Annotated in this window: 19 protein-coding genes; 10 read left to right on the top strand and 9 right to left on the bottom strand. The window is 62.4% G+C overall.

The genetic code is table 11. The features are described from left to right. Positions 1 to 171 precede the first annotated feature (171 nt). Positions 172 to 1029 (top strand): hypothetical protein, encoded by an 858-nt coding sequence (locus E4662_RS14445; RefSeq protein WP_136442299.1) that lies wholly within the window; start codon positions 172 to 174, stop codon positions 1027 to 1029. A gap of 43 nt (positions 1030 to 1072) precedes the next feature. Beyond that, positions 1073 to 1840 (top strand): heme-dependent oxidative N-demethylase family protein, encoded by a 768-nt coding sequence (locus E4662_RS14440; RefSeq protein ID WP_136442298.1) that lies wholly within the window; start codon positions 1073 to 1075, stop codon positions 1838 to 1840. Here the strand turns inward: E4662_RS14440 and E4662_RS14435 are convergent. Continuing rightward, positions 1804 to 2673: an endonuclease/exonuclease/phosphatase family protein gene (locus E4662_RS14435; protein ID WP_136442297.1), complete on the bottom strand. Its 870-nt coding sequence runs from the start codon at positions 2671 to 2673 to the stop codon at positions 1804 to 1806. The genes E4662_RS14440 and E4662_RS14435 overlap by 37 nt on opposite strands. Before the next feature lie 85 nt (positions 2674 to 2758). Here E4662_RS14435 and E4662_RS14430 point away from each other — a divergent pair, with 85 nt between their 5' ends. Beyond that, a complete protein-coding gene (locus tag E4662_RS14430) occupies positions 2759 to 3973 on the top strand; it encodes a bifunctional alpha/beta hydrolase/OsmC family protein (RefSeq protein WP_136442296.1) in 1215 nt (404 codons plus the stop codon). 23 nt (positions 3974 to 3996) lie between these two features. Here the strand turns inward: E4662_RS14430 and E4662_RS14425 are convergent, their stop codons facing one another. Continuing rightward, a complete protein-coding gene (locus E4662_RS14425) occupies positions 3997 to 4890 on the bottom strand; it encodes an AraC family transcriptional regulator (RefSeq protein ID WP_136442295.1) in 894 nt (297 codons plus the stop codon). Between the two features lie 147 nt (positions 4891 to 5037). Between E4662_RS14425 and E4662_RS14420 the strand changes: the two genes are divergently transcribed. Beyond that, positions 5038 to 5985, top strand: coding sequence for an SDR family oxidoreductase (locus E4662_RS14420; protein WP_136442294.1), 948 nt, complete (start codon positions 5038 to 5040; stop codon positions 5983 to 5985). 98 nt (positions 5986 to 6083) lie between these two features. Here E4662_RS14420 and E4662_RS14415 read toward each other — a convergent pair whose 3' ends face one another. Continuing rightward, a complete protein-coding gene (locus E4662_RS14415; protein WP_136442293.1) occupies positions 6084 to 6683 on the bottom strand; it encodes a biotin transporter BioY in 600 nt (199 codons plus the stop codon). A 295-nt stretch (positions 6684 to 6978) separates the two neighbouring features. On the opposite strand from E4662_RS14415, the gene E4662_RS14410 reads away from it, so the two are divergent. Then, entirely contained in the window at positions 6979 to 7428 is a 450-nt protein-coding gene (locus E4662_RS14410) for a hypothetical protein (protein WP_136442292.1), read from the top strand. A 39-nt stretch (positions 7429 to 7467) separates the two neighbouring features. Continuing rightward, positions 7468 to 7884 (top strand): hypothetical protein, encoded by a 417-nt coding sequence (locus E4662_RS14405; protein WP_136442291.1) that lies wholly within the window; start codon positions 7468 to 7470, stop codon positions 7882 to 7884. Positions 7885 to 7969: 85 nt separating this feature from the next. Here E4662_RS14405 and E4662_RS14400 read toward each other — a convergent pair whose 3' ends face one another. Both E4662_RS14400 and E4662_RS14395 read right to left on the bottom strand, forming a co-directional pair. Further along, on the bottom strand, positions 7970 to 9400 hold the full coding sequence (locus E4662_RS14400) for an NAD(P)(+) transhydrogenase (Re/Si-specific) subunit beta (RefSeq protein WP_136442290.1): 1431 nt from the start codon (positions 9398 to 9400) through the stop codon (positions 7970 to 7972). A 13-nt stretch (positions 9401 to 9413) separates the two neighbouring features. After that, the gene (locus E4662_RS14395) at positions 9414 to 10988 is read right to left on the bottom strand and encodes a Re/Si-specific NAD(P)(+) transhydrogenase subunit alpha (protein WP_136442289.1); all 1575 of its coding nucleotides are present in this window, start codon (positions 10986 to 10988) and stop codon (positions 9414 to 9416) included. A 320-nt stretch (positions 10989 to 11308) separates the two neighbouring features. Here E4662_RS14395 and E4662_RS14390 point away from each other — a divergent pair, with 320 nt between their 5' ends. Further along, complete coding sequence (locus E4662_RS14390) at positions 11309 to 11824, top strand: rhodanese-like domain-containing protein (RefSeq protein WP_206080298.1); 516 nt, start codon at positions 11309 to 11311, stop codon at positions 11822 to 11824. A 12-nt stretch (positions 11825 to 11836) separates the two neighbouring features. Here E4662_RS14390 and E4662_RS14385 read toward each other — a convergent pair whose 3' ends face one another. The 3 genes from E4662_RS14385 to E4662_RS14375 all read right to left on the bottom strand — a co-directional run bounded on the left by E4662_RS14385 (position 11837) and on the right by E4662_RS14375 (position 13774). Then, on the bottom strand, positions 11837 to 12286 hold the full coding sequence (locus tag E4662_RS14385; protein ID WP_136442288.1) for a methyltransferase family protein: 450 nt from the start codon (positions 12284 to 12286) through the stop codon (positions 11837 to 11839). A gap of 1 nt (position 12287) precedes the next feature. Beyond that, positions 12288 to 12704, bottom strand: coding sequence for a rhodanese-like domain-containing protein (locus E4662_RS14380; protein ID WP_136442287.1), 417 nt, complete (start codon positions 12702 to 12704; stop codon positions 12288 to 12290). Positions 12705 to 12817: 113 nt separating this feature from the next. Further along, on the bottom strand, positions 12818 to 13774 hold the full coding sequence (locus E4662_RS14375) for an MBL fold metallo-hydrolase (RefSeq protein ID WP_136442286.1): 957 nt from the start codon (positions 13772 to 13774) through the stop codon (positions 12818 to 12820). Between the two features lie 139 nt (positions 13775 to 13913). Between E4662_RS14375 and E4662_RS14370 the strand changes: the two genes are divergently transcribed. Then, positions 13914 to 14663, top strand: coding sequence for an SDR family NAD(P)-dependent oxidoreductase (locus tag E4662_RS14370; RefSeq protein WP_136442285.1), 750 nt, complete (start codon positions 13914 to 13916; stop codon positions 14661 to 14663). Positions 14664 to 14776: 113 nt separating this feature from the next. Here E4662_RS14370 and E4662_RS14365 read toward each other — a convergent pair whose 3' ends face one another. Further along, positions 14777 to 15367 (bottom strand): TetR/AcrR family transcriptional regulator, encoded by a 591-nt coding sequence (locus tag E4662_RS14365; RefSeq protein ID WP_136442284.1) that lies wholly within the window; start codon positions 15365 to 15367, stop codon positions 14777 to 14779. Positions 15368 to 15459: 92 nt separating this feature from the next. Between E4662_RS14365 and E4662_RS14360 the strand changes: the two genes are divergently transcribed. Both E4662_RS14360 and E4662_RS14355 read left to right on the top strand, forming a co-directional pair. Continuing rightward, complete coding sequence (locus E4662_RS14360) at positions 15460 to 15912, top strand: (2Fe-2S)-binding protein (protein WP_136442283.1); 453 nt, start codon at positions 15460 to 15462, stop codon at positions 15910 to 15912. Between the two features lie 3 nt (positions 15913 to 15915). Next, the gene (locus tag E4662_RS14355) at positions 15916 to 18153 is read left to right on the top strand and encodes a xanthine dehydrogenase family protein molybdopterin-binding subunit (protein WP_136442282.1); all 2238 of its coding nucleotides are present in this window, start codon (positions 15916 to 15918) and stop codon (positions 18151 to 18153) included. Positions 18154 to 18382 lie beyond the last annotated feature (229 nt).

Genomic DNA, 18382 nt, shown 5'->3' with positions numbered 1-18382 from the left:
CCCACTCCCGGGATCGTTGCATTTTGTTAACGGGAATTAACCACTGGGACGCAAACCGGCGGGATTGTCCCGACAATGCCGACAATTGTCCGAAACCTCGCCTCAAATTTTCCAGATTTCCGCAGCATTCTTGTCTCCATTACCTGCGAACGCCTGGACGAGGTTTTTTGTATGTCGCTTAACGAATATCCCTATGCCGGTTTGATCCTCCCCGATGAACGGGGGCTTTCCGTTGCTCCGTATCTCGATACCTGTCAGCAGGTGCTGGCCCGTCTCGATCCGCGCCCGGTGGGCGTGCCGAAACGCTCCGCCAAACGGCAGGCGGTGCTGGGCAATCATTATGGTTTGCGGGTGCGCGCCGAGCCGCAGGGCGCTTATGGCCCGCGTATCCTGATTGATGTGCTGACCCGCGATGGCGCGCCTGCCTCGGAAGAGATTGCCTCCAAACTGCTCTCTGACGCGGTTCTGGCCGCGCTTGACCACTCCCCCGCCGACACCATCGAATGGTACGCGCCGGATACCTTGCTGGACGCAGAGGATTTCATCCGCCTGCGCAGCTATGTCTCCCCCCAGCGCGCCCGCGCGCCAAAAGACGCAGACACGCAGGACGCGGAGATCCGTCACGCCGTCGAGGACGTCATGCTGGATACAGACCCCGTGGAGGACGACGCGCCAAGCACAATCGACCGGCTCTATGATCGCTCCGACGAGCAAATCGCCACGCAGGACCTGCGCGACATGCTCAGTGAGCCGGACGAAGAACAGGATTCCTGCAATCCGTTGGCCCGGATGCAGGCCCGCATGGAAGAACAGGAACCCGAGGAAAAACGAATGAACGCGGCGGGCTGGTTGATGTCTGGCATCCTCGCCGTGGTCTATTTCCCGGCGGCGGCCTTCCTGTGGATCGTAGCCCTGTTCAAAGGCATGGACTTCCGCCTGAGCACGCAGGTGCTCTCGGTGACGCTGCTTTTCCTGGCGCTGGCCAACAGCAACCGGCTGCACAACATCCTCGGCTCCGTCCTGCACTGATCCCCGCTTGCGTGCAGACGCGCGTATTGGCACGGTGCGGGGCATGACCGCACCGCTTCAACACAGCCTGCCCTTTGATCCTTTCGCCCCGCGCCCTCTGCCCGGCATCGCGCCCATCGGGCCGGAAGGCTGGATCATCGCGGACGATGCCTACGCCGGGCAAATGGCTGAAAAGCAACGGCTTCTGCGCGATCATCGTTCAGAGGTGCTCTGGCTGGATCCGGCCTATCTGCACATCGCGCAGGAGTGTCTATCAGAAGTCCTCACCGCCCTGCCCACCGGGTTTTCCCGCGACGGAGGCACCGTGATCTGCCCCGATGGACGGCACGTCACGCCCGATCCTGACGCGCCGCTTGAAAGCATCAGCGCGCTCATTCAGGAAGACATCTGTCTGCTGGTCAAACAAGGCGACGAGCACGTTCTGTGTGGCGCGCTCCTGTGTTTCCCGGCCAGTTGGTTGCTGTCAGAAAAGGCGGGCAAACCGCTGCTCGCCATCCATGCCCCGGTGGAGGACTACGATCCGATGCTGGCCAAACGGGTGCAGCGCCTGTTCGATGGCATCCGCCCCGGCCGCCCGCTCTGGCGCTTCAACGCGCTGTGGTACGACGATCCAAGCCTGTTTCAGCCCCGCAGCGAAGACGACCGCCGCCCGCTGACCACCCGCAAAGAGGCCCCCTATTTCCGCAGCGAACGGCAATGCCTGCTGCGCCTGCCGGAAACAAACGCGGTGGTCTTTTCGATCCACACCTATGTCCTGCCGCGCGCGGCCGTGCTTCAGGGCAAGGAGAGCGCTGCCAGCAGTCCCCGGTGATCTGCTCCCAGCATATCGGTCTGCTGCACGGTCGCCCGCGTGCCGGTTGGGGCCAGAAGATGATCAATCCCGATCGGCAAGCCGCCGGGCAACGTGAAACTGTGATTGAGCGGCCCGATCCGTACCGTGCCCGTGGCGCGCGCCACGCGTTCCAGCGTGTGGGACCAAGCCACCGCGTTGAAATCCCCGCCAAGCACAACCGGTCCATCAAGCCTTTGCAAATCCGGGATAATCTGCGTGACATGACGGGCCTGCCCGTAGGGCCATGGCCAGCTGATGTGAAGCGAGATCATCCAGACCGGCCCCTGCCTCGTCTCCACCTGCGCCGCCGCGATACCATCGCGTTTCGAACAGACCGGCGGCTCTGCGGTGAACGGCAGACGCGACAGCACCGCCTCGCCGACAAAGCCATTTGGACACAGGTGCTGGTGCGGATAAAGCGGCGCAAGCGCGGTCAGAAGCGCCCGATTTCCTTCGGAGATCTCCTGCAAAAGCAGCACATCAGGCCGCACCGCCTCGATCATCGCCAGCCAGTCTGCGCTCTCGCTCCGGTTCCACTGCATGTTCTGCTGGAACACCATAAGCGCGCCCGGCTCTGCCGACTGCCCGCGCGGCAGCGGCAAGTGTGCGACAAGGCCAGCCATCGCCAGAACAGCCAAAGACCAGCGCGCCCGCCGCGGCCAGTCGCTCCAGATAATCGCCAGCGCCGCCACGATCAGCAACGGCACACGAAACACCGCAAGGGAATCGCCCGCCGGGTGCCAGTCCCCGGCAAATCCCGCCGCCAGCAGCAAGACACAGCCGCCTGAAACAACTCTCAAGAAAACGCGCATTGCCCTCACCTTGCCGTGACGCGCCTTGTGCGGCGGCGCCCCGCGGGTCACTTTTATCCCAAGCCCGTTAACAGGACGTCACGCCATGCCCCTTGATCGCACCACAGACCGCCTCACCTTTCCCGGCCATTCCGGCGCGCTTTTGTCGGCGCGGTTGGATCGTCCGGCGGGGCCGCATCTGGCCACCGCACTTTTTGCCCATTGCTTCACCTGCGGCAAGGACATCCCCGCCGCCCGGCGGATTGCCGCCCGGCTATCGGCGATGGGCATCGCGGTTTTGCGCTTTGATTTCACAGGATTGGGCCATTCCGAAGGCGAGTTTGCCAACACCAGCCTAAGCTCCAATGCCGCTGATCTCGAAGCCGCCGCCGCGCATCTGGACAGCCTCGGCATGGCACCGGATCTGCTGATCGGCCATTCGCTTGGCGGGCTGGCGGTGCTGCGCGCGGCGCGCAACCTGCCGTCGGTCAAGGCCGTGGCGACCCTGGGCGCCCCCGCCGATGCAGGTCATGTCACCCATCACTTCTCCGAGCATCTGGACGACATCCGCACGCAGGGTCAGGCCGAGGTCAATTTGGGAGGGCGTCCCGTCACCATCGGCAAAACCTTCCTCGATGATGTTGAAACCAATCAGGAAACCGGCCCGCTGAAGGCCGCCCTGCTGGTCATGCACGCTCCGCGCGACGCCATCGTCGACATCTCCAACGCGGCTCGCATCTTCGAGGCTGCCAAACACCCGAAGAGCTTTGTCACGCTCGACGAGGCCGACCACCTGATCACCGATCCGGGCGATGCCGAATACGCCGCCGAGGTGATCGCCACATGGGCCACCCGCTACCTTGACCTCTCGCCGCCCGCTCCGCCGATTGGCGCGCCCGAGGGCGTTACGCGCGTGTCAGAGGCCGATCCCAAGGGCTTCCTGCAGGACGTCCAGAACGGCCCGTTCCACCATGCGCTTGCGGATGAGCCCAAGGCCTACGGCGGCACGGATCGCGGCATGTCTCCTTATGGATTTCTCGCCGCTGGACTTGGGGCCTGTACGTCGATGACCATCCGCATGTACGCTCGCCGCAAAGGCTGGCCGCTCAGCCATGTCTCCGTCGATGTGACCCACGACAAGCTGCACGCGCAGGACGCAGGCACCGGCACCGAAACCCGCATCGACAGCTTCACCCGCAGGATCACGCTGGAAGGCCCGCTGAGCGAAGAGCAACGCGCCCGGCTTCTGGAAATCGCCGACAAATGCCCGGTTCACAAAACGCTGGAGAAAGGCGCACAAATCCAGACCGAATTGCTCTGACGTCAACACACGGCGCAGGCCGCTCACGTCAACCCAACCGGCCCTTGCTGCGCTTCGCCCCATTTCCGGGGTGACTCCCCGTAGGTGCGTTTGAACTCGCGGCTGAACTGCGACGGGCTGACATAGCCCACCTCCAGCGCCGCCTCGTTCACCGAAACGCCGCCCGCGATTTTCATCGCCGCATTGTTCAGCCGCATGGATTTGACGAACTGGATCGGGGACAGGCCCGTCGCCTGTTTGAACTTGCGATGAAACACCGCGCGGCTCATGCCGGAGCGCAGCGCCATGTCGTCAATCGAAACAGCCCTGTCCAGATGGGACGACAGATGGGCAATCGAGCGCGCGATGGCATTGCCCGGCCCGAAGGCCTGCCGGGCAAACGGGCCCGCCTCCCCTTGGAGAACCGCGTAGTAAAGCTCGCGCACCCGCCCCGCGCCCAGAACCGAGGCACCCGCAGGGTCTGCGCTCAGGTCCAGCACCCGCGTCAACGCATCGGTGAACCCCGCATCCCAGGATGCCAGCCGGATCCCCGTTGTCCGCAGCCCGCCTGCCTGAGCCGGCAAAGCCCCGGCGGCGCGCTCCATCTCCATCACCAGCTCCGCCATGACCCGCAGATCAAGCGAGATGAAGACACCGTAGAGCGGGTTCGTCTCGGACGCGGTGGGCGTGCCCGCCTTGACCGGCATGGACATCGGGCAGCACAGGTATTGTGCGTCGTCGTAGACAAAGCGCTGCCCGTCCAGAATGGCCTCCTTCGCGCCGCTGACAATCGCAACGACACAGGGCTCATAAACCGCCGGAACGCAGGGGATCGCCTGTGTCGCGCGAAACAGGCGCACGCCGGGAATGCCGGTCTCTGTCAGCCCTTCGGACTGCGCGCGCTGAGCGATGAAGGCTCTGATCTGATCTTTGCTCATAGCCGCAAGTTTGCCGCAGAAAACCGCGCTCCACAAGCAGGTTGAGACAATCAGGCAAGTAATCGCTCCAAATACGCCTATTTCCGAGCGGTCATGAGACGTATCTGCATGTCCATCAACACCAGACACCCCACAGGACACAACATCATGGCAGATACCACTTTCGGCCCCAAAGGCTGGACCCCGGAGCGGCTCGGATCGCTCAAAGGCAAGACCTATGTGATCACCGGCGCCAATGCGGGCGCAGGCTATCAGGCCGCCCGTATCCTGCTCTCCAAGGGCGCGGAGGTGGTGATGCTCAACCGCAGCGCCGAGAAATCCACCGCCGCCGTGGCCAAGTTGAAAGAGACGTTTGGCGCTGAGGCCCCGGTGCGCTTCATTCGCATGGACCTGTCGGATCTGGCCAGCGTGCGGGCAGCGGCGGCAGAGCTGCTGGACAGCACCCCGCGCATCGACGCGCTGATCTGCAACGCCGCCATTGCGCAGGTGCCGACGCAGCAGTTGACCGTGGACGGCTTCGAAAGCCAGCTCGGCACCAATCACTACGGGCACTTCCTGCTCAGCGGGTTGCTGTTTGACCGGATCGAGGCCTCTGCCGGGCGGATCGTGGTTGTGGCCAGCCTCGGCTACAACATGGGCATCAAGACCATCCAGTTCGAGGACATGAACTGGGACGCGAACTACAGCGCCAACCCGGTCTACAGCCAGTCCAAGCTGGCGCAAATGATGTTTGCCTATGAGCTTCAGGACCGCGTTCAGGCGGCGGGCAAGGCGCTGCAGGTCTATGTCTGCCATCCGGGCGCGTCGGCGACCTCGCTGATCAGCACCAGCGGCGGGCTGCTGACGCGGCTGATCTGGGGGATCATGTCGCGCACGCCCATGGTGCAATCGGCCGAGAAAGGGGCATACCCGGAGGTCATGTGCGCCACCGAAGACGGGCTGGAAGGCCGCGCGCTCTATGGCCCCACGGGGCGGATGCAGACCGGTGGCCCAGTGGGCAAAGGCACGCTTAACCCACACGCCTACGACAAGCCGGTCATGACCCGGCTCTGGACAGTGTCCGAAGAGGCCACCGGGTTCACCTGGGCATTCTGAAGTCTGATGCCCCGCGCAACGAAAAAGACCGCAGCCTTGCGGCCACGGTCTTCGATGTCAGTCGGTAGGACGGGGCTTTGCCCCGGGCCTGCCCCGGGTCAGCCGCGGGCGCGGCCGACGAATTTCCAGGCCATCGGCAGGATCACTGCGGCCAGAGCCAGCTTGATCGCGTCACCAACGAGGAACGGGGTGAGGCCCCACTCGAGGATCGGCTTGTCCCAGCCATAGAGCATGCCCAGCCAGATCAGGCCCGGCACGTAGATCAGCGCGTTGCCGATCAGCATGGCGCCTGCCATTTTCGGTGCGGAGCGGTCCCAGCCTGCGCGGGCCAGCGCGCCAAGCGCGAGGGTCGCAAGCACGTAGCCCACAAGGTAGCCACCGGTGCCGCCCATCATGTACTCAAGGCCAAATTTCTCGGCCGAGGAGCCCGCAAAGACGTCAAAGCCAAGCGCGCCGATGATCATGTAACCCAGGATGGTCACAAGGCCGAGGCGCGGGCCATAAGCAGCGCCCAGGGTCAGCACGGCAAAGGTGCCCATGGTGATCGGCACAGGCCACATCGGCACCTTGATCTTGGCGGCAACCGCCAGCACGGCGATGCCGAGCACCACCAGAGCAATCTGCTTGACGCGCAGTGCCGCGCCTTCATTCGCGCCAAAGGCTTCCGCCAGCACGTTCCGGTCCATCGTAAGGTTCATATCGAGCCCCCGTTACATTCCTGTTTCCTTGGCGTTGTTTTGCCTTATGCCCGCCCGTATCGCAAGCCTACATTGCTGCATGGCAGCGGTAAATTTGCAAAGTATACTTTGCAACTGCAAATCAATTGCGGCACTCTCAGGCTACGACTTAAGTCGTACATCGCGGCACAAAACGTTGCTTTTTGGAGGAAAATCAACCGCTATGCCAAAAGTCGGCATTTGTGGCAGGTTGACCTTGACCTCCGTTACGGAAACCGAAATCAGTTTGTCAGTAATCGTGTTTCAGGATCCGTGTATGCCCCTTTCGACCCATTATCTGACCAACCCGCAACTTGTGGTGATCCGATACGAGGGCCATATCACGCAATCGGACATCATCGAGGGCTTCGAAGCCTGCCTCACCCATCCGCTCTTTGTACCGGGCATGCCCGAGTTTGATGATCTGAGCCGGGCGACGCGGATCGATCTAGATTTCAGCGCAGTGCATGACATTTTCCGCAGGCTGAACGCCTATTATGCCGAACACGAAACCCGTGTGAGCTTCTACGCGCCCAGCGACGTGGCCTACGGCATGGCCCGCATGTACCAGAACCTCGCGGAGACGCGGTTCGGCCACGTTGTCCATGTCTCGCGCGCAGCCAATGATGCATTGCAGGCGTTGAAACTCGGCCCCCTGCGGTACGACGCACTGCTCGCGCAGCTTCCGGACCCTGAAGCGACAACCGACGGGCCTATCGTCCGTTGAGCATGTCCGCCAACCTGAATTGAGAGTGACCTGCAGTCGATGGAAATTGAGCGGTTCTACCTGTCCGACCCAAAGATTATCCTTGTCCGCAAGACAGGCGCGATGACGGCCAAGGCGGTGCTGGAAGCGCTGGAGGCGCACCGCAACTCGCCTCATGCCGAACACAGCAACACCAAGCTGATCGACCTGTCACAAGTCGACAGCTTCGAGATGGATTTCTCGGCCGTGAACCGGATCTCCAGCGATCTGACCCGCTATTACATCAGCCGAAACATGACGATCATCCTCTATGCCCCCACGCAGGTCTCGTTTGGCATGGCGCGTATGTATCAAAGCGTGGCCGAGGCCCGGTTCGACATGATGGCCGAAATCTACGACGTGGAGTCCGAGGCCCTTGCACGGATTGGCGCGCCCGATGCCACGATCGACGCGCTGATCGCCCGCAACGGGCTCTGACACAGGGCTCCAACACCCGCACATTCGCCAAAGAAAAAAGCCCGCCCCTTTCGGAGCGGACCCTTTGTCAGTGCTGTGAAGCGGATCAGATCTTCGCCAGAAGCGCGCCGATCGAATCCTTGGCATCGCCGTAGTACATGCGCGTGTTCTCTTTGTAGAACAGCGGGTTCTCGATGCCGGAGTAACCGGTGCCCTGACCCCGCTTGGAGACAAACACCTGCTTGGCTTTCCAGACTTCCAGAACCGGCATGCCTGCGATGGGCGAGTTCGGATCGTCCTGCGCCGCCGGGTTCACGATGTCGTTGGAGCCGATCACGATGACAACGTCCGTATCCGGGAAGTCCTCGTTGATCTCGTCCATCTCCAGCACGATGTCATACGGCACCTTGGCTTCGGCCAGGAGCACGTTCATGTGCCCCGGCAGACGGCCCGCAACCGGGTGGATCGCAAAGCGAACGTTCTTGCCCTTGGCGCGCAGCTTGGTGGTGAGTTCCGCCACGTTTGCCTGTGCCTGAGCAACCGCCATGCCGTAGCCCGGCACGATGATCACAGAGTCAGCCTCTTCCAAAGTGGTCGCAACGCCGTCCACGTCGATGGCGATCTGCTCGCCTTCAACTTCCATCGCCGGACCCGCCGCGCCGCCGAAGCCGCCGAGGATCACCGAGATGAAGGAGCGGTTCATCGCCTTACACATGATGTAGGACAGGATCGCACCGGACGAGCCAACCAGCGCACCAACAACGATCAGAAGGTCGTTCCCGAGGGAGAAACCAATCGCCGCCGCGGCCCAGCCAGAGTAGCTGTTCAGCATGGAAACCACGACAGGCATGTCCGCGCCGCCGATGCCCATGATCAGGTGATAGCCGATAAAGAACGCCAGCAGCGACATCAGGATCAGCGTCCAGCCGCCACCGGTGTTCATGTAGATGATCAGCAGGATCAGCGACAGGATCGCCGCGCCCGCATTCAGCAGGTGCCCGCCCGGCAGTTTGGTGGCCGCCGACGTCAGCTTGCCCGAAAGTTTGCCATAAGCGACGACAGAGCCGGTGAAGGTGATCGCACCGATGAAGACGCCGAGGAAAACCTCGACCTTCAGAATGCCGATCTCGACCGGGGTTTTATGTGCCACCTTGGCCGAGAAGCCTTCCAGCGCCTCAACGCCAGCCGCATCCAGACCCTGAACCGCGTTCATCACCAGTTCGGCGTTATAGCCGACGAAGACCGCCGCAAGGCCGACCAGCGCGTGCATGCCCGCCACCAGTTCCGGCATCTGGGTCATTTCGACCTTCGATGCGAGGAAATAGCCGATGACACCGCCGCCTGCGATCAGGATGACCGACAGGATCCAAAGGCCCGAACCGGGCCCGATGAGCGTTGCAAAAACCGCCAGCGCCATGCCGACAATGCCGTACCATACCGCGCGTTTCGCGCTTTCCTGCCCAGACAGACCACCCAGAGAGAGGATGAAGAGGACAGCCGCGACCACATAGGCCGCCGTTGTAAATCCGTATTCCATGTGCCTCTACTCCTTAGGATTTCTGGAACATGGCGAGCATGCGCCGTGTCACGAGGAAGCCGCCGAAGATGTTGATCCCGGCAAAGAAAACCGAAATCGCAGCCAGAAGAACGACGAGGAAACCGCCGCCCGAGCCGATTTGCATCAAGGCGCCGAGGATGATGATCGACGAAATCGCGTTGGTCACAGCCATGAGCGGCGTGTGAAGCGAGTGCGAGACGTTCCAGATCACCTGGAAGCCGACAAAGACCGCCAGAACAAACACGATGAAGTGCTGCATGAAGCTCGCCGGGGCAATCAGGCCCACACCAAGCAGAACAGCCGCGCCCACCGCCAGCAGGGTCACCTGCTGCTTGGTCTGCGCCTTGAAGGCAGCCACTTCTGCGGCGCGCTTCTCTTCCGGGGTCAGCTCAACCGGCTTTTCTTTCGGCTTGGCCGCAATCGCTGCCACTTTCGGCGGCGGCGGCGGGAAGGTGATCTCGCCCTGGTGCGTCACGGTCGCGCCACGGATCACGTCGTCTTCCATGTCGTGATTGATCTGACCGTCCTTTTCCGGGGTCAGGTCTGTCATCATGTGACGGATGTTCGTGGCATAAAGCGTCGAGGACTGACGCGCCATGCGGGAGGGGAAGTCCGTGTAGCCGATGATGGTCACGCCGTTGTCGGTCACGACCTTCTCATCCATCACGGTGCCTTCGGCGTTGCCGCCTTTTTCGGCAGCAAGGTCAACGATGACCGAGCCCGGCTTCATCGCCTTGATCATGTCCTCGAGCCACAGCTTGGGCGCCTCGCGGTTCGGGATCAGGGCGGTTGTGATGACGATGTCTACTTCCGGGGCCAGTTCGCGGAACTTGGCAAGCTGCGCTTCGCGGAACTCCGGGGAGGACACGGAAGCATAGCCGCCGGTGGCCGCGCCATCCTGCTGCTCTTCCTCGAAGTCGAGATAGACGAATTCTGCGCCCATGCTCTCGACCTGCTCCGCCACTTCGGGGCGCACGTCAAAGGCGTAGGTGATTGCGCCGAGCGATGTCGACGTGCCGATCGCGGCCAGACCGGCCACACCAGCGCCCACAACCAGAACCTTCGCCGGGGGCACCTTGCCCGCAGCGGTGATCTGACCGGTGAAGAAGCGGCCAAAGTTGTTGCCAGCCTCGATCACGGCGCGATAGCCGGCGATGTTCGCCATCGAGCTGAGCGCGTCCATTTTCTGCGCACGCGAAATACGCGGCACCATTTCCATGGCAATGACGTTTGCGCCCTTTTCCTTCGCCTTTTCCAGACCGGCCTCATTGCCGCCCGGATTGAAGAAGGTGATCAGCGTCTTGTCCGATGTCAGCCGGTCCAGTTCAGCATCCACCGGGATGCGAACCTTGGCGATGATGTCCGACTGGCTCCACAGATCGTCGGCTGAACCGACAACTGTCACACCGGCGGCTTCATAATCGGCATCGGAGAAGTCGGCCTTGGCCCCTGCTCCGGTTTCGATCAGGCACTCATAACCCAGCTTTTGCAATTGCAGCGCCGAATCCGGTGTCATCGCAACGCGATTCTCCCCAGATTCAACCTCTCTTGGCGTCCCTATTTTCACGGTATTCCCCTTTGTTCTCAGGTACTCCTACGCCCCTGATGAGGCGTTAATTCGCGTTTGCACGGCAAAAATGCCGCTCTGCAGCGACAGGCAGTTCTCGCTGTAAACCACACCCGAGGCAAAAGTTAAAGACTCAGTCATGTTATTGCTAAAATGACGCGCCAGCGGCAACAAACTTGCGCGGCGCTAACATTCCAATCCGCGTGACGCCCCGTCACCGGGATGTGATCGCGTGACGCGGCGCGGGGGCACTTTACCTGCAGACTTTGGAATGTTTTTCGGCTATCCCCACCTCAATGCACAAGCGAGGAACTCCGGCCATGCGATCGACCCTGTTCAACCCGAGCCCGGCCATGGGCCGACGCGGTTTTCTGACGACCCTGCTGGCGAGCGCGGCGGCGCTTGCCGCGCTGCCGCAGGACCTCTTCGCCCAGACCGGCGCGCAAATCGGTCATATGACGGCGGACAAGGCCTTTGCCGCCGCCAGCACCGGCGAGATCATCCTGATCGACATCCGCCGCCCCGAGGAATGGCTGCAAACCGGCGTCGCCGAAGGGGCAATTGGCCTCGATATGACCACCGAAACCTTCGTTCAGGCGCTGGTCTCCCTGCGGCAGGCCAACCCGAACACGCCGCTGGCGCTGATCTGCCGCACCGGCAACCGCACCGGCCATGTGACCCGCGCTCTGGCCGATCAGGGCTTTCCCGGCCTTGTGGACGTGAGCGAGGGCATGGTTGGCGGGCCGCGTGGCAAAGGCTGGCTGACCCGGGGCTTGCCCACCTACGAAGGCAGTCTCGAAAACGTGCGCAGCCGCACCGCCGCCGCCCTGCCCTAAGGCCCTAAACAGTCAGACCCAGCGCCGCGTCTCGCCGCTGTAGCGCAGGAAGTCGCGCGAAAACTTTTTCCGAAGCCGCGCCTCTTCCGGCTCGATAAACCGCTTTTCAATAATCCAGACAAAGACCGGGATCAGCGGCAGCGACAGCACCGCGTCCCAAAAGAGGATCAGCCCCGCAAGGATCAGCACATCCCCGAGGTAGATCGGATTGCGGGTGCGGGAGAAAATGCCAGAGGTCACAAGCCGGTCCGCAGTTTGGTGCGGGATGATCGTGGTACGATGGCGGCGCATCTCGTAGACCGCCAGCAGCGCAAGTATGATCCCGCCACCCACCAGCAGCCCGCCCAGAAGATCCGCCCAGACCGGGCCAAAGCTCAACCCCATGGCATGCTGCGTCTTCTGCCACCACGCCAGCGCCAGACAGGCCAGAAGCCAGACAGGGGGCAGATCAATCCATTTCATCTCAGGGCCTGTACGCTGCGGTCTCCTGCCAGCCGAGAAAGCCCGACTGCAGGACAACCACGTTATCGCGACCCAGAAGCCGCGCCGCAAAGACCGCCTGCGCCGAAAGGCTCCCCGTGTTGCAAAACAGAACAACCTTGCCCGCCTCCGGCAAGTCGTCCAGCCGCCCCGGCACCGCGCGCCATTCGATGTGGCGTGCACCGGGAATGGTCCCTGCCTCGAACTGATCCGCGCTGCGGGTGTCGACAAAGGTGATGTCGCCCCAAACTTCTTCGGTCAGCTGTTCGGGCAGGATGATGCCGCTGTCATAAGGTTCAAACTCGATGTAACCGGTGACCGCATCGGTCAGATCCTCGGCCCAAAGGGGCGCGGGCATGAGGGCGAGAGCGGTGATCTGTGCAAGTCGTGTCAGGGTCATGAAACAATCCTATCGGGGAGGGCAAATTCCATCCATGGAATTTGCAAATTTCCTCGAGGAAATTTGGTCTCCTTGAATAACGCCTGTGTGGGAAAAATCCTGCTTTGGCAGGATCATTCCCATTCCATCTCCTCATACACCCGGCCGGCGTTCTTGGTGGCCAGCTCTTCGAACGTGTCGAGATACTCCCATGCGGACTGATCCACGTAATAGGCCCCGGCCAGATCGCCGCCTTCGTCAATATGCGCGCCGATCTTTTCGCGCAGGTCCTTGAGGTAGCCCACGGTCTCGATGGTCACCATCTCCATGTTTGTCGGATGGCCGTGGCCGGGGATCACGTAGGTCGCGCCAAGGTCCACAAACGGCCCTTCAAAGGTCTCGATCCAACAGCTGGTGCAGATGCCTTCAAAAATCGGGGGCATGCGCTCATGGAAGGCCAGATCACCCGCGATCACCATGCCCTGCTCCGGCAGCCAGACCTGCACGTCACCCGGATCATGCGCCGGGCCAAGATGCAGCACTTCGATTGTCACACCGCCCATGCTCGCGTCATAGGTGTCCGAAAACGACAGGTTCGCAGGAACAACCCGCGTGCCTTCGGCTTTGTCGCGGTTGTAGCGTTCCATGCCCTGCAGGATGAAATCGCCATCTTCGACAACAACCGCCGTCGCATCCTCATGCGCGAGGATATCCACGCCCAGATCGGCCCAATAGGCATTGCCGAGCACCGCATGCCCCTGCCCATTCTCATTGATCACCAGCTTTACCGGCTGATCGGTGACCGCCTTGATCTCATCGTGCAGAGCCTTTGCCAGACGCACGCTTGCGCCGCCGTTGATCACCACCACGCCCTCGCCGGTCACAATGAACGACAGGTTGTTGTTGTGGCCGGAATTTTCATAAGTCGGCGGGGCGGTTGCACCGATCGCGGACCAGACACCGGGAATCACCTGCACCGGCTTGGCGTAAAGCTCCGACTGCGGATAAAGATCCGCGATGTCATCATGCGCGACTGCCGCGCTTGCAGTGGCCAGCAAAGCGGCGGTGAATGACAGTCCCAGGGTTTTCATGAACAGGCTCCTCCTAAACTGAAGACACATTCGCATGTGTGAATGAAATTGCCAAGACATGCCAGCCCCAACAGAGCGGCGACGCCTTGTCACGGCGCATCCGCCGCGTCAGGGTGTGGGGAGAACGGGGAGGAAAGACATGCTCAGAGGCAAACACGCATTGGTCACCGGGGGTGGCACGGGCATCGGGCTCGCCATCGCGCAAACCCTGGCAAGCCACGGGGCGGAGGTCACGATCACCGGGCGGCGCATGGACGTGCTCAAACAGGCCGAGAGCCTGCGTATTCACCCCCTCGTCATGGATGTGAGCGATGAGACGTCCGTGGTGGACGGCGTCGCCAGCGCGGTGCAGGCGCGCGGGCCGGTACAGGTCTGCGTGGCCAATGCCGGGATCGCCGAGGGGCGCGCGCTGCTCAAGACCGACATGGATTTCTGGCGCACCATGATGGCAACGAACCTCGACGGGGCGTTTCTGACGATCCGCGAATGCCTGCGCTCCATGACCGGGACCGACTGGGGGCGCGTCATCGCGGTTTCTTCCATTGCCGGGGTCAAAGGGCTGAAAGGCGCGCCCGCCTATTCCGCCTCCAAACACGCGCTGATCGGCCTGATCCGCGGGCTGGCGGCGGATTACGCGCAAAAGCCCTTAACGTTCAACGCGCTCTGCCCGGCCTATGTGGACACGGAGATCGTTAGCCGCAACACCGCCTCGATCATGCAGCGCACGGGACTGGGCGAAGAGGAAGCGCGGCGGTTGATGACTGACATCAACCCGCACGGACGTTTGATTGCCCCGTCCGAAGTGGCGGAGGCCGCGCTGTTTCTATGCGGCCCGCAGTCCGGCAGCGTGAACGGTCAGGCGCTTCAGATTGCAGGCGGGGAGGTTTGAGGCTTCGGGCCGAGGAAAATTTTGCCGGGACAAAATTTTGATTGGGGCCTTGCCCCGCCGCAGCAGGGCTGCGACTCCCCAGGATGTTTTTGGCACAAAGAAACCAGGGGCGCTCAGGCGGTGAGCGCTGCGCCGAAGAGGCGGGCCATGCGATCGAGGTGGGCCAGATAGGTGGGGTAGTCCGGGGCGCGACCGCCCGCCTTGGCCCCTTCCAGAGCGGCGATCATGCTGTCGGCCAGCGCATGCGGCGCGTCGTTCAGACGGATGCGCCCGGAACGGTCCATATGCTCGAGCCAGGCGGCGAAGGCGGCGACGAGGGTTTTGCGCCCCTCCTGCGCCTCGGCGGCGGCGATATTGTTGCTGACCTCCAGCATGTCTTCGCCGTGCGGGCTGCTGAGCAGTGCCTCCATGCCCGGACCGGACTTCGCGCGGAAGGCGGCTTGCAAGAGTTCGGTGACCGTCCCCTGTCCCGAAAGAGCTTCGGTCACGGCCGCGGTAGCCTCGCCATAGAAGGCGGCGACCAGCGAGCGGGCGATGTCTTCTTTGCCGCCGAAATACTGATAGAGCGCCGGGCGGGACATGCCTGCGGCGCGGGCGATGTCCGACATGGAGGTGCGGGCAAAGCCGTATTGGGCAAACACGCCAAAGGCGGCCTGCAGGACAGCTTGACGTTTAATGCTTTCTTTGTCCGTTTCGTCTCTCATGATGACACGCTGACAAAACGTGCACAAAATGTCAACTTGACAGGCTGACACTTTGCGCTAATTTTGTCAGAAAGCCAAACAAAGGACACGCCATGCCCAGTATCACCGTGAACGGCAAAGCCCATGATGTCGACCTGCCTGAAGATGTGCCCTTGCTCTGGGTGCTGCGCGACGAACTGAACCTGACCGGGACAAAATACGGCTGCGGCGTGGCGGCCTGCGGGGCCTGCACGGTGCATGTGGATGGTGAGGCGGTGCGCTCCTGCCAGGTGAGCCTTGGCGATGTCTGGGGCGAGGTCACCACGGTGGAAGGGATTGGCCAGCCGGACAATCTGCACCGGCTTCAACAGGCTTGGATTGACCATCAGGTGGCGCAATGCGGGTACTGCCAGTCCGGGCAAATCATGCAGGCAGCCGCGCTTCTGGAGGAAAACCCGAACCCGAGCGACGACGACATTGATGCGGCGATGAGTGGCAACCTGTGCCGCTGCGGCACCTACCCGCGCATTCGCGCCGCGATCAAATCCGTCAGCGAAGGAGCATAAGACATGGCCAGCATCGGAAAAATTGCCCGTCGCACCTTTCTGTTCGGATCGCTTGCCGTTGTGGGCGGCGCGGCCTTTGGCGCGTGGTATGTGAGCCGCCCTGCCCCGAACCCGCTGAAACCGGGCGCGGATGAGGCCAGCCTCAACCCCTTTGTCATGATCACCCAAGACGGCATTCACCTGATCGCGCCGCGCGCGGAGATGGGGCAAGGCACGCACACCACCTGGGCCGCGCTTTTGGCCGAGGAACTGGATGTGGAACTGGAGCAGGTCACGGTGATCCACGGCCCGCCCGCCAAGGCCTATTACAACAGCGCGCTGCTCGCTGAAGGGCTGCCGACCAAAGGCTATGATGCCAGCGGTTTCATGCATTCTCTGGGCGAGGCCATGGGACATCTGGGCAAGGTCTTTGACATGCAGGTGACGGGCGGGTCGAGCGCGATGAAAGACGGCTTCGAGCGCATGCGGGTCATGGGCGCAGGCGCGCGCGAGATGCTGAAGGAAGCGGCGGCGCGGCGGCTGGGCGTGGATCGCGCCTCGCTGAAAACCGCGCGCGGCGTGGTCATGGCCCCGGATGGGACCGAGATCGCCTATGCGGATCTGGCCGGAGAACTGGAGGGGATCGAGGCGCCGAAGGTGCGGCTCAAGAACCCGTCGGAGTGGCGGCTTCTGGGCAATGCGCAAAAGCGCATCGACATTCCCGGCAAGTCCACCGGCACCGCACAGTTCGGCATCGACACGCGCCTGCCGGGGATGAAATACGCCGCCGTGCGCATGGCACCGACGCGCTCGGGCATGAAATCCTTTGACGGGTTTGAAGCGGGGCGCATGGCCGGAGTTGAAAAGGTCGTCGACCTTGGCGACGGGGTGGCGGTGATTGCAAGCAACACATGGCTGGCGATGCAGGCGCTGGAGGCCATCGACATCGAATGGCTGCCCGCGAATTACCCCAAGACCACCGAAGACGCCTATGCCGCGCTGGAGGCCTCGTTTGACGAAGAGGCGGATTCGCTCATGCGCGACGACGGTGCGCCGGATGACATGCCGGAGGGGGCCACAGAGCTGGCGGCGGAGTATCGCGTGCCTTTCCTGTCCCATGCGCCGCTTGAACCCATGAACGCAACCGCCTGGTTTGATGGGGAAAAACTGCGCCTGTGGTGTGGCAATCAGGGGCCAACCTTCCTGCAGGCCGCCTGCGCCGATGCGGCCGGGATCGACCCGGAGGATGTGGAGGTCAATGTCACGATGATGGGTGGCAGCTTTGGCCGCCGGGGCGAGTTTGACTATGCGGTTATCGCGACGAAGGTCGCCGCCGCCCTGCCCGGCACGCCGGTGAACGTGACGTGGTCACGCGAAGAAGACATGACACATGATTTCTACCGCCCGCCCGCCATTGCGCGCATGAAAGGCGCGGTCAAGGACGGCATGCCGGTGGTTTTCGACGGCAAGATCGCCTCTCCATCGATTGCGGCGCAGGCGATGAACCGCTGGATGGGCTTTACGCCTGCCGGGCCGGATCGTTCGATCGTGGATGGCGCGTTTAACCAGCCTTATGGCATCCCCAACTACCGGATCGCGGGTCACCGGCCAATGATCGAGCCGCCGCTGGGGTTCTGGCGCGCGGTGGGGGCGAGCTTCAACGGTTTTTTCCATGAGAGCTTCATGGATGAGATGGCCGTAGCGGCTGGCGAGGATCCGATGGAGATGCGACTCAAACTGACGCGCGATGAGTGGCTTCCGGCGTTTTACTGCCTTGAGGCGGTGCGCGACATGAGCGGCTGGACCGGCGAGACGCCGGAGGGCGTCGGGCGCGGGCTGGCCATGGTCTACAGCTTTGGCACGCCCGTGGCCGTGGTGATCGAGGTCAAGGATACGGAAGACGGCATCCGCCTGACCGGCGCATGGATGGCGGCGGATGTGGGCGTTGCGCTGGATCCGGGCATTATCGAGACGCAATTGACGGGGGGTCTGGCCTATGGGCTGTCTGCGGCAATGGGTGAGGAGATCACCTTTGACGGCGGCGTGGTGCAGCAGCAGAACTATCCCGACTATGAGCCGCTGCGCATGAGCCAGATGCCCCCGGTTTCGGTGAAAATCCTGCAAAATCAAGAGCGTCTGAACGGAATTGGCGAGCCGGGCACGCCGCCTGCGGCCCCGGCGCTGGCCAATGCGATCTTTGATCTGACCGGGCAGAGACACCGTACGTTGCCGCTTGGCAAACACGTGGATTTCTTTGTGTAATCCCCTGAGGCGAGCCAGTCGTCGAACCGCTGGTTCGCCTCCTTTTACACCCTGAACCCACCCCTGTTTCAGGCCGGGAAATCCCGGCCTGTTTCCCCGTAAACCCGGGCAATTTTCCGCAAATTTGCCACAATTGTTGGCTAATCCTGCACCAATCTCTGCGTTCCGCTTTTGAAATCAAGCACTTCAGGGCATGATCGCAGAAAGAGGTTCAATGCCTGACCGGGAA

The organism is Pacificoceanicola onchidii, from assembly GCF_004804335.1.
GTDB classification, from domain to species: domain Bacteria; phylum Pseudomonadota; class Alphaproteobacteria; order Rhodobacterales; family Rhodobacteraceae; genus Pacificoceanicola; species Pacificoceanicola onchidii.
Note: the sequence above shows the minus strand (reverse complement) of the source record. Positions and strands in the feature narration are given on the sequence as shown.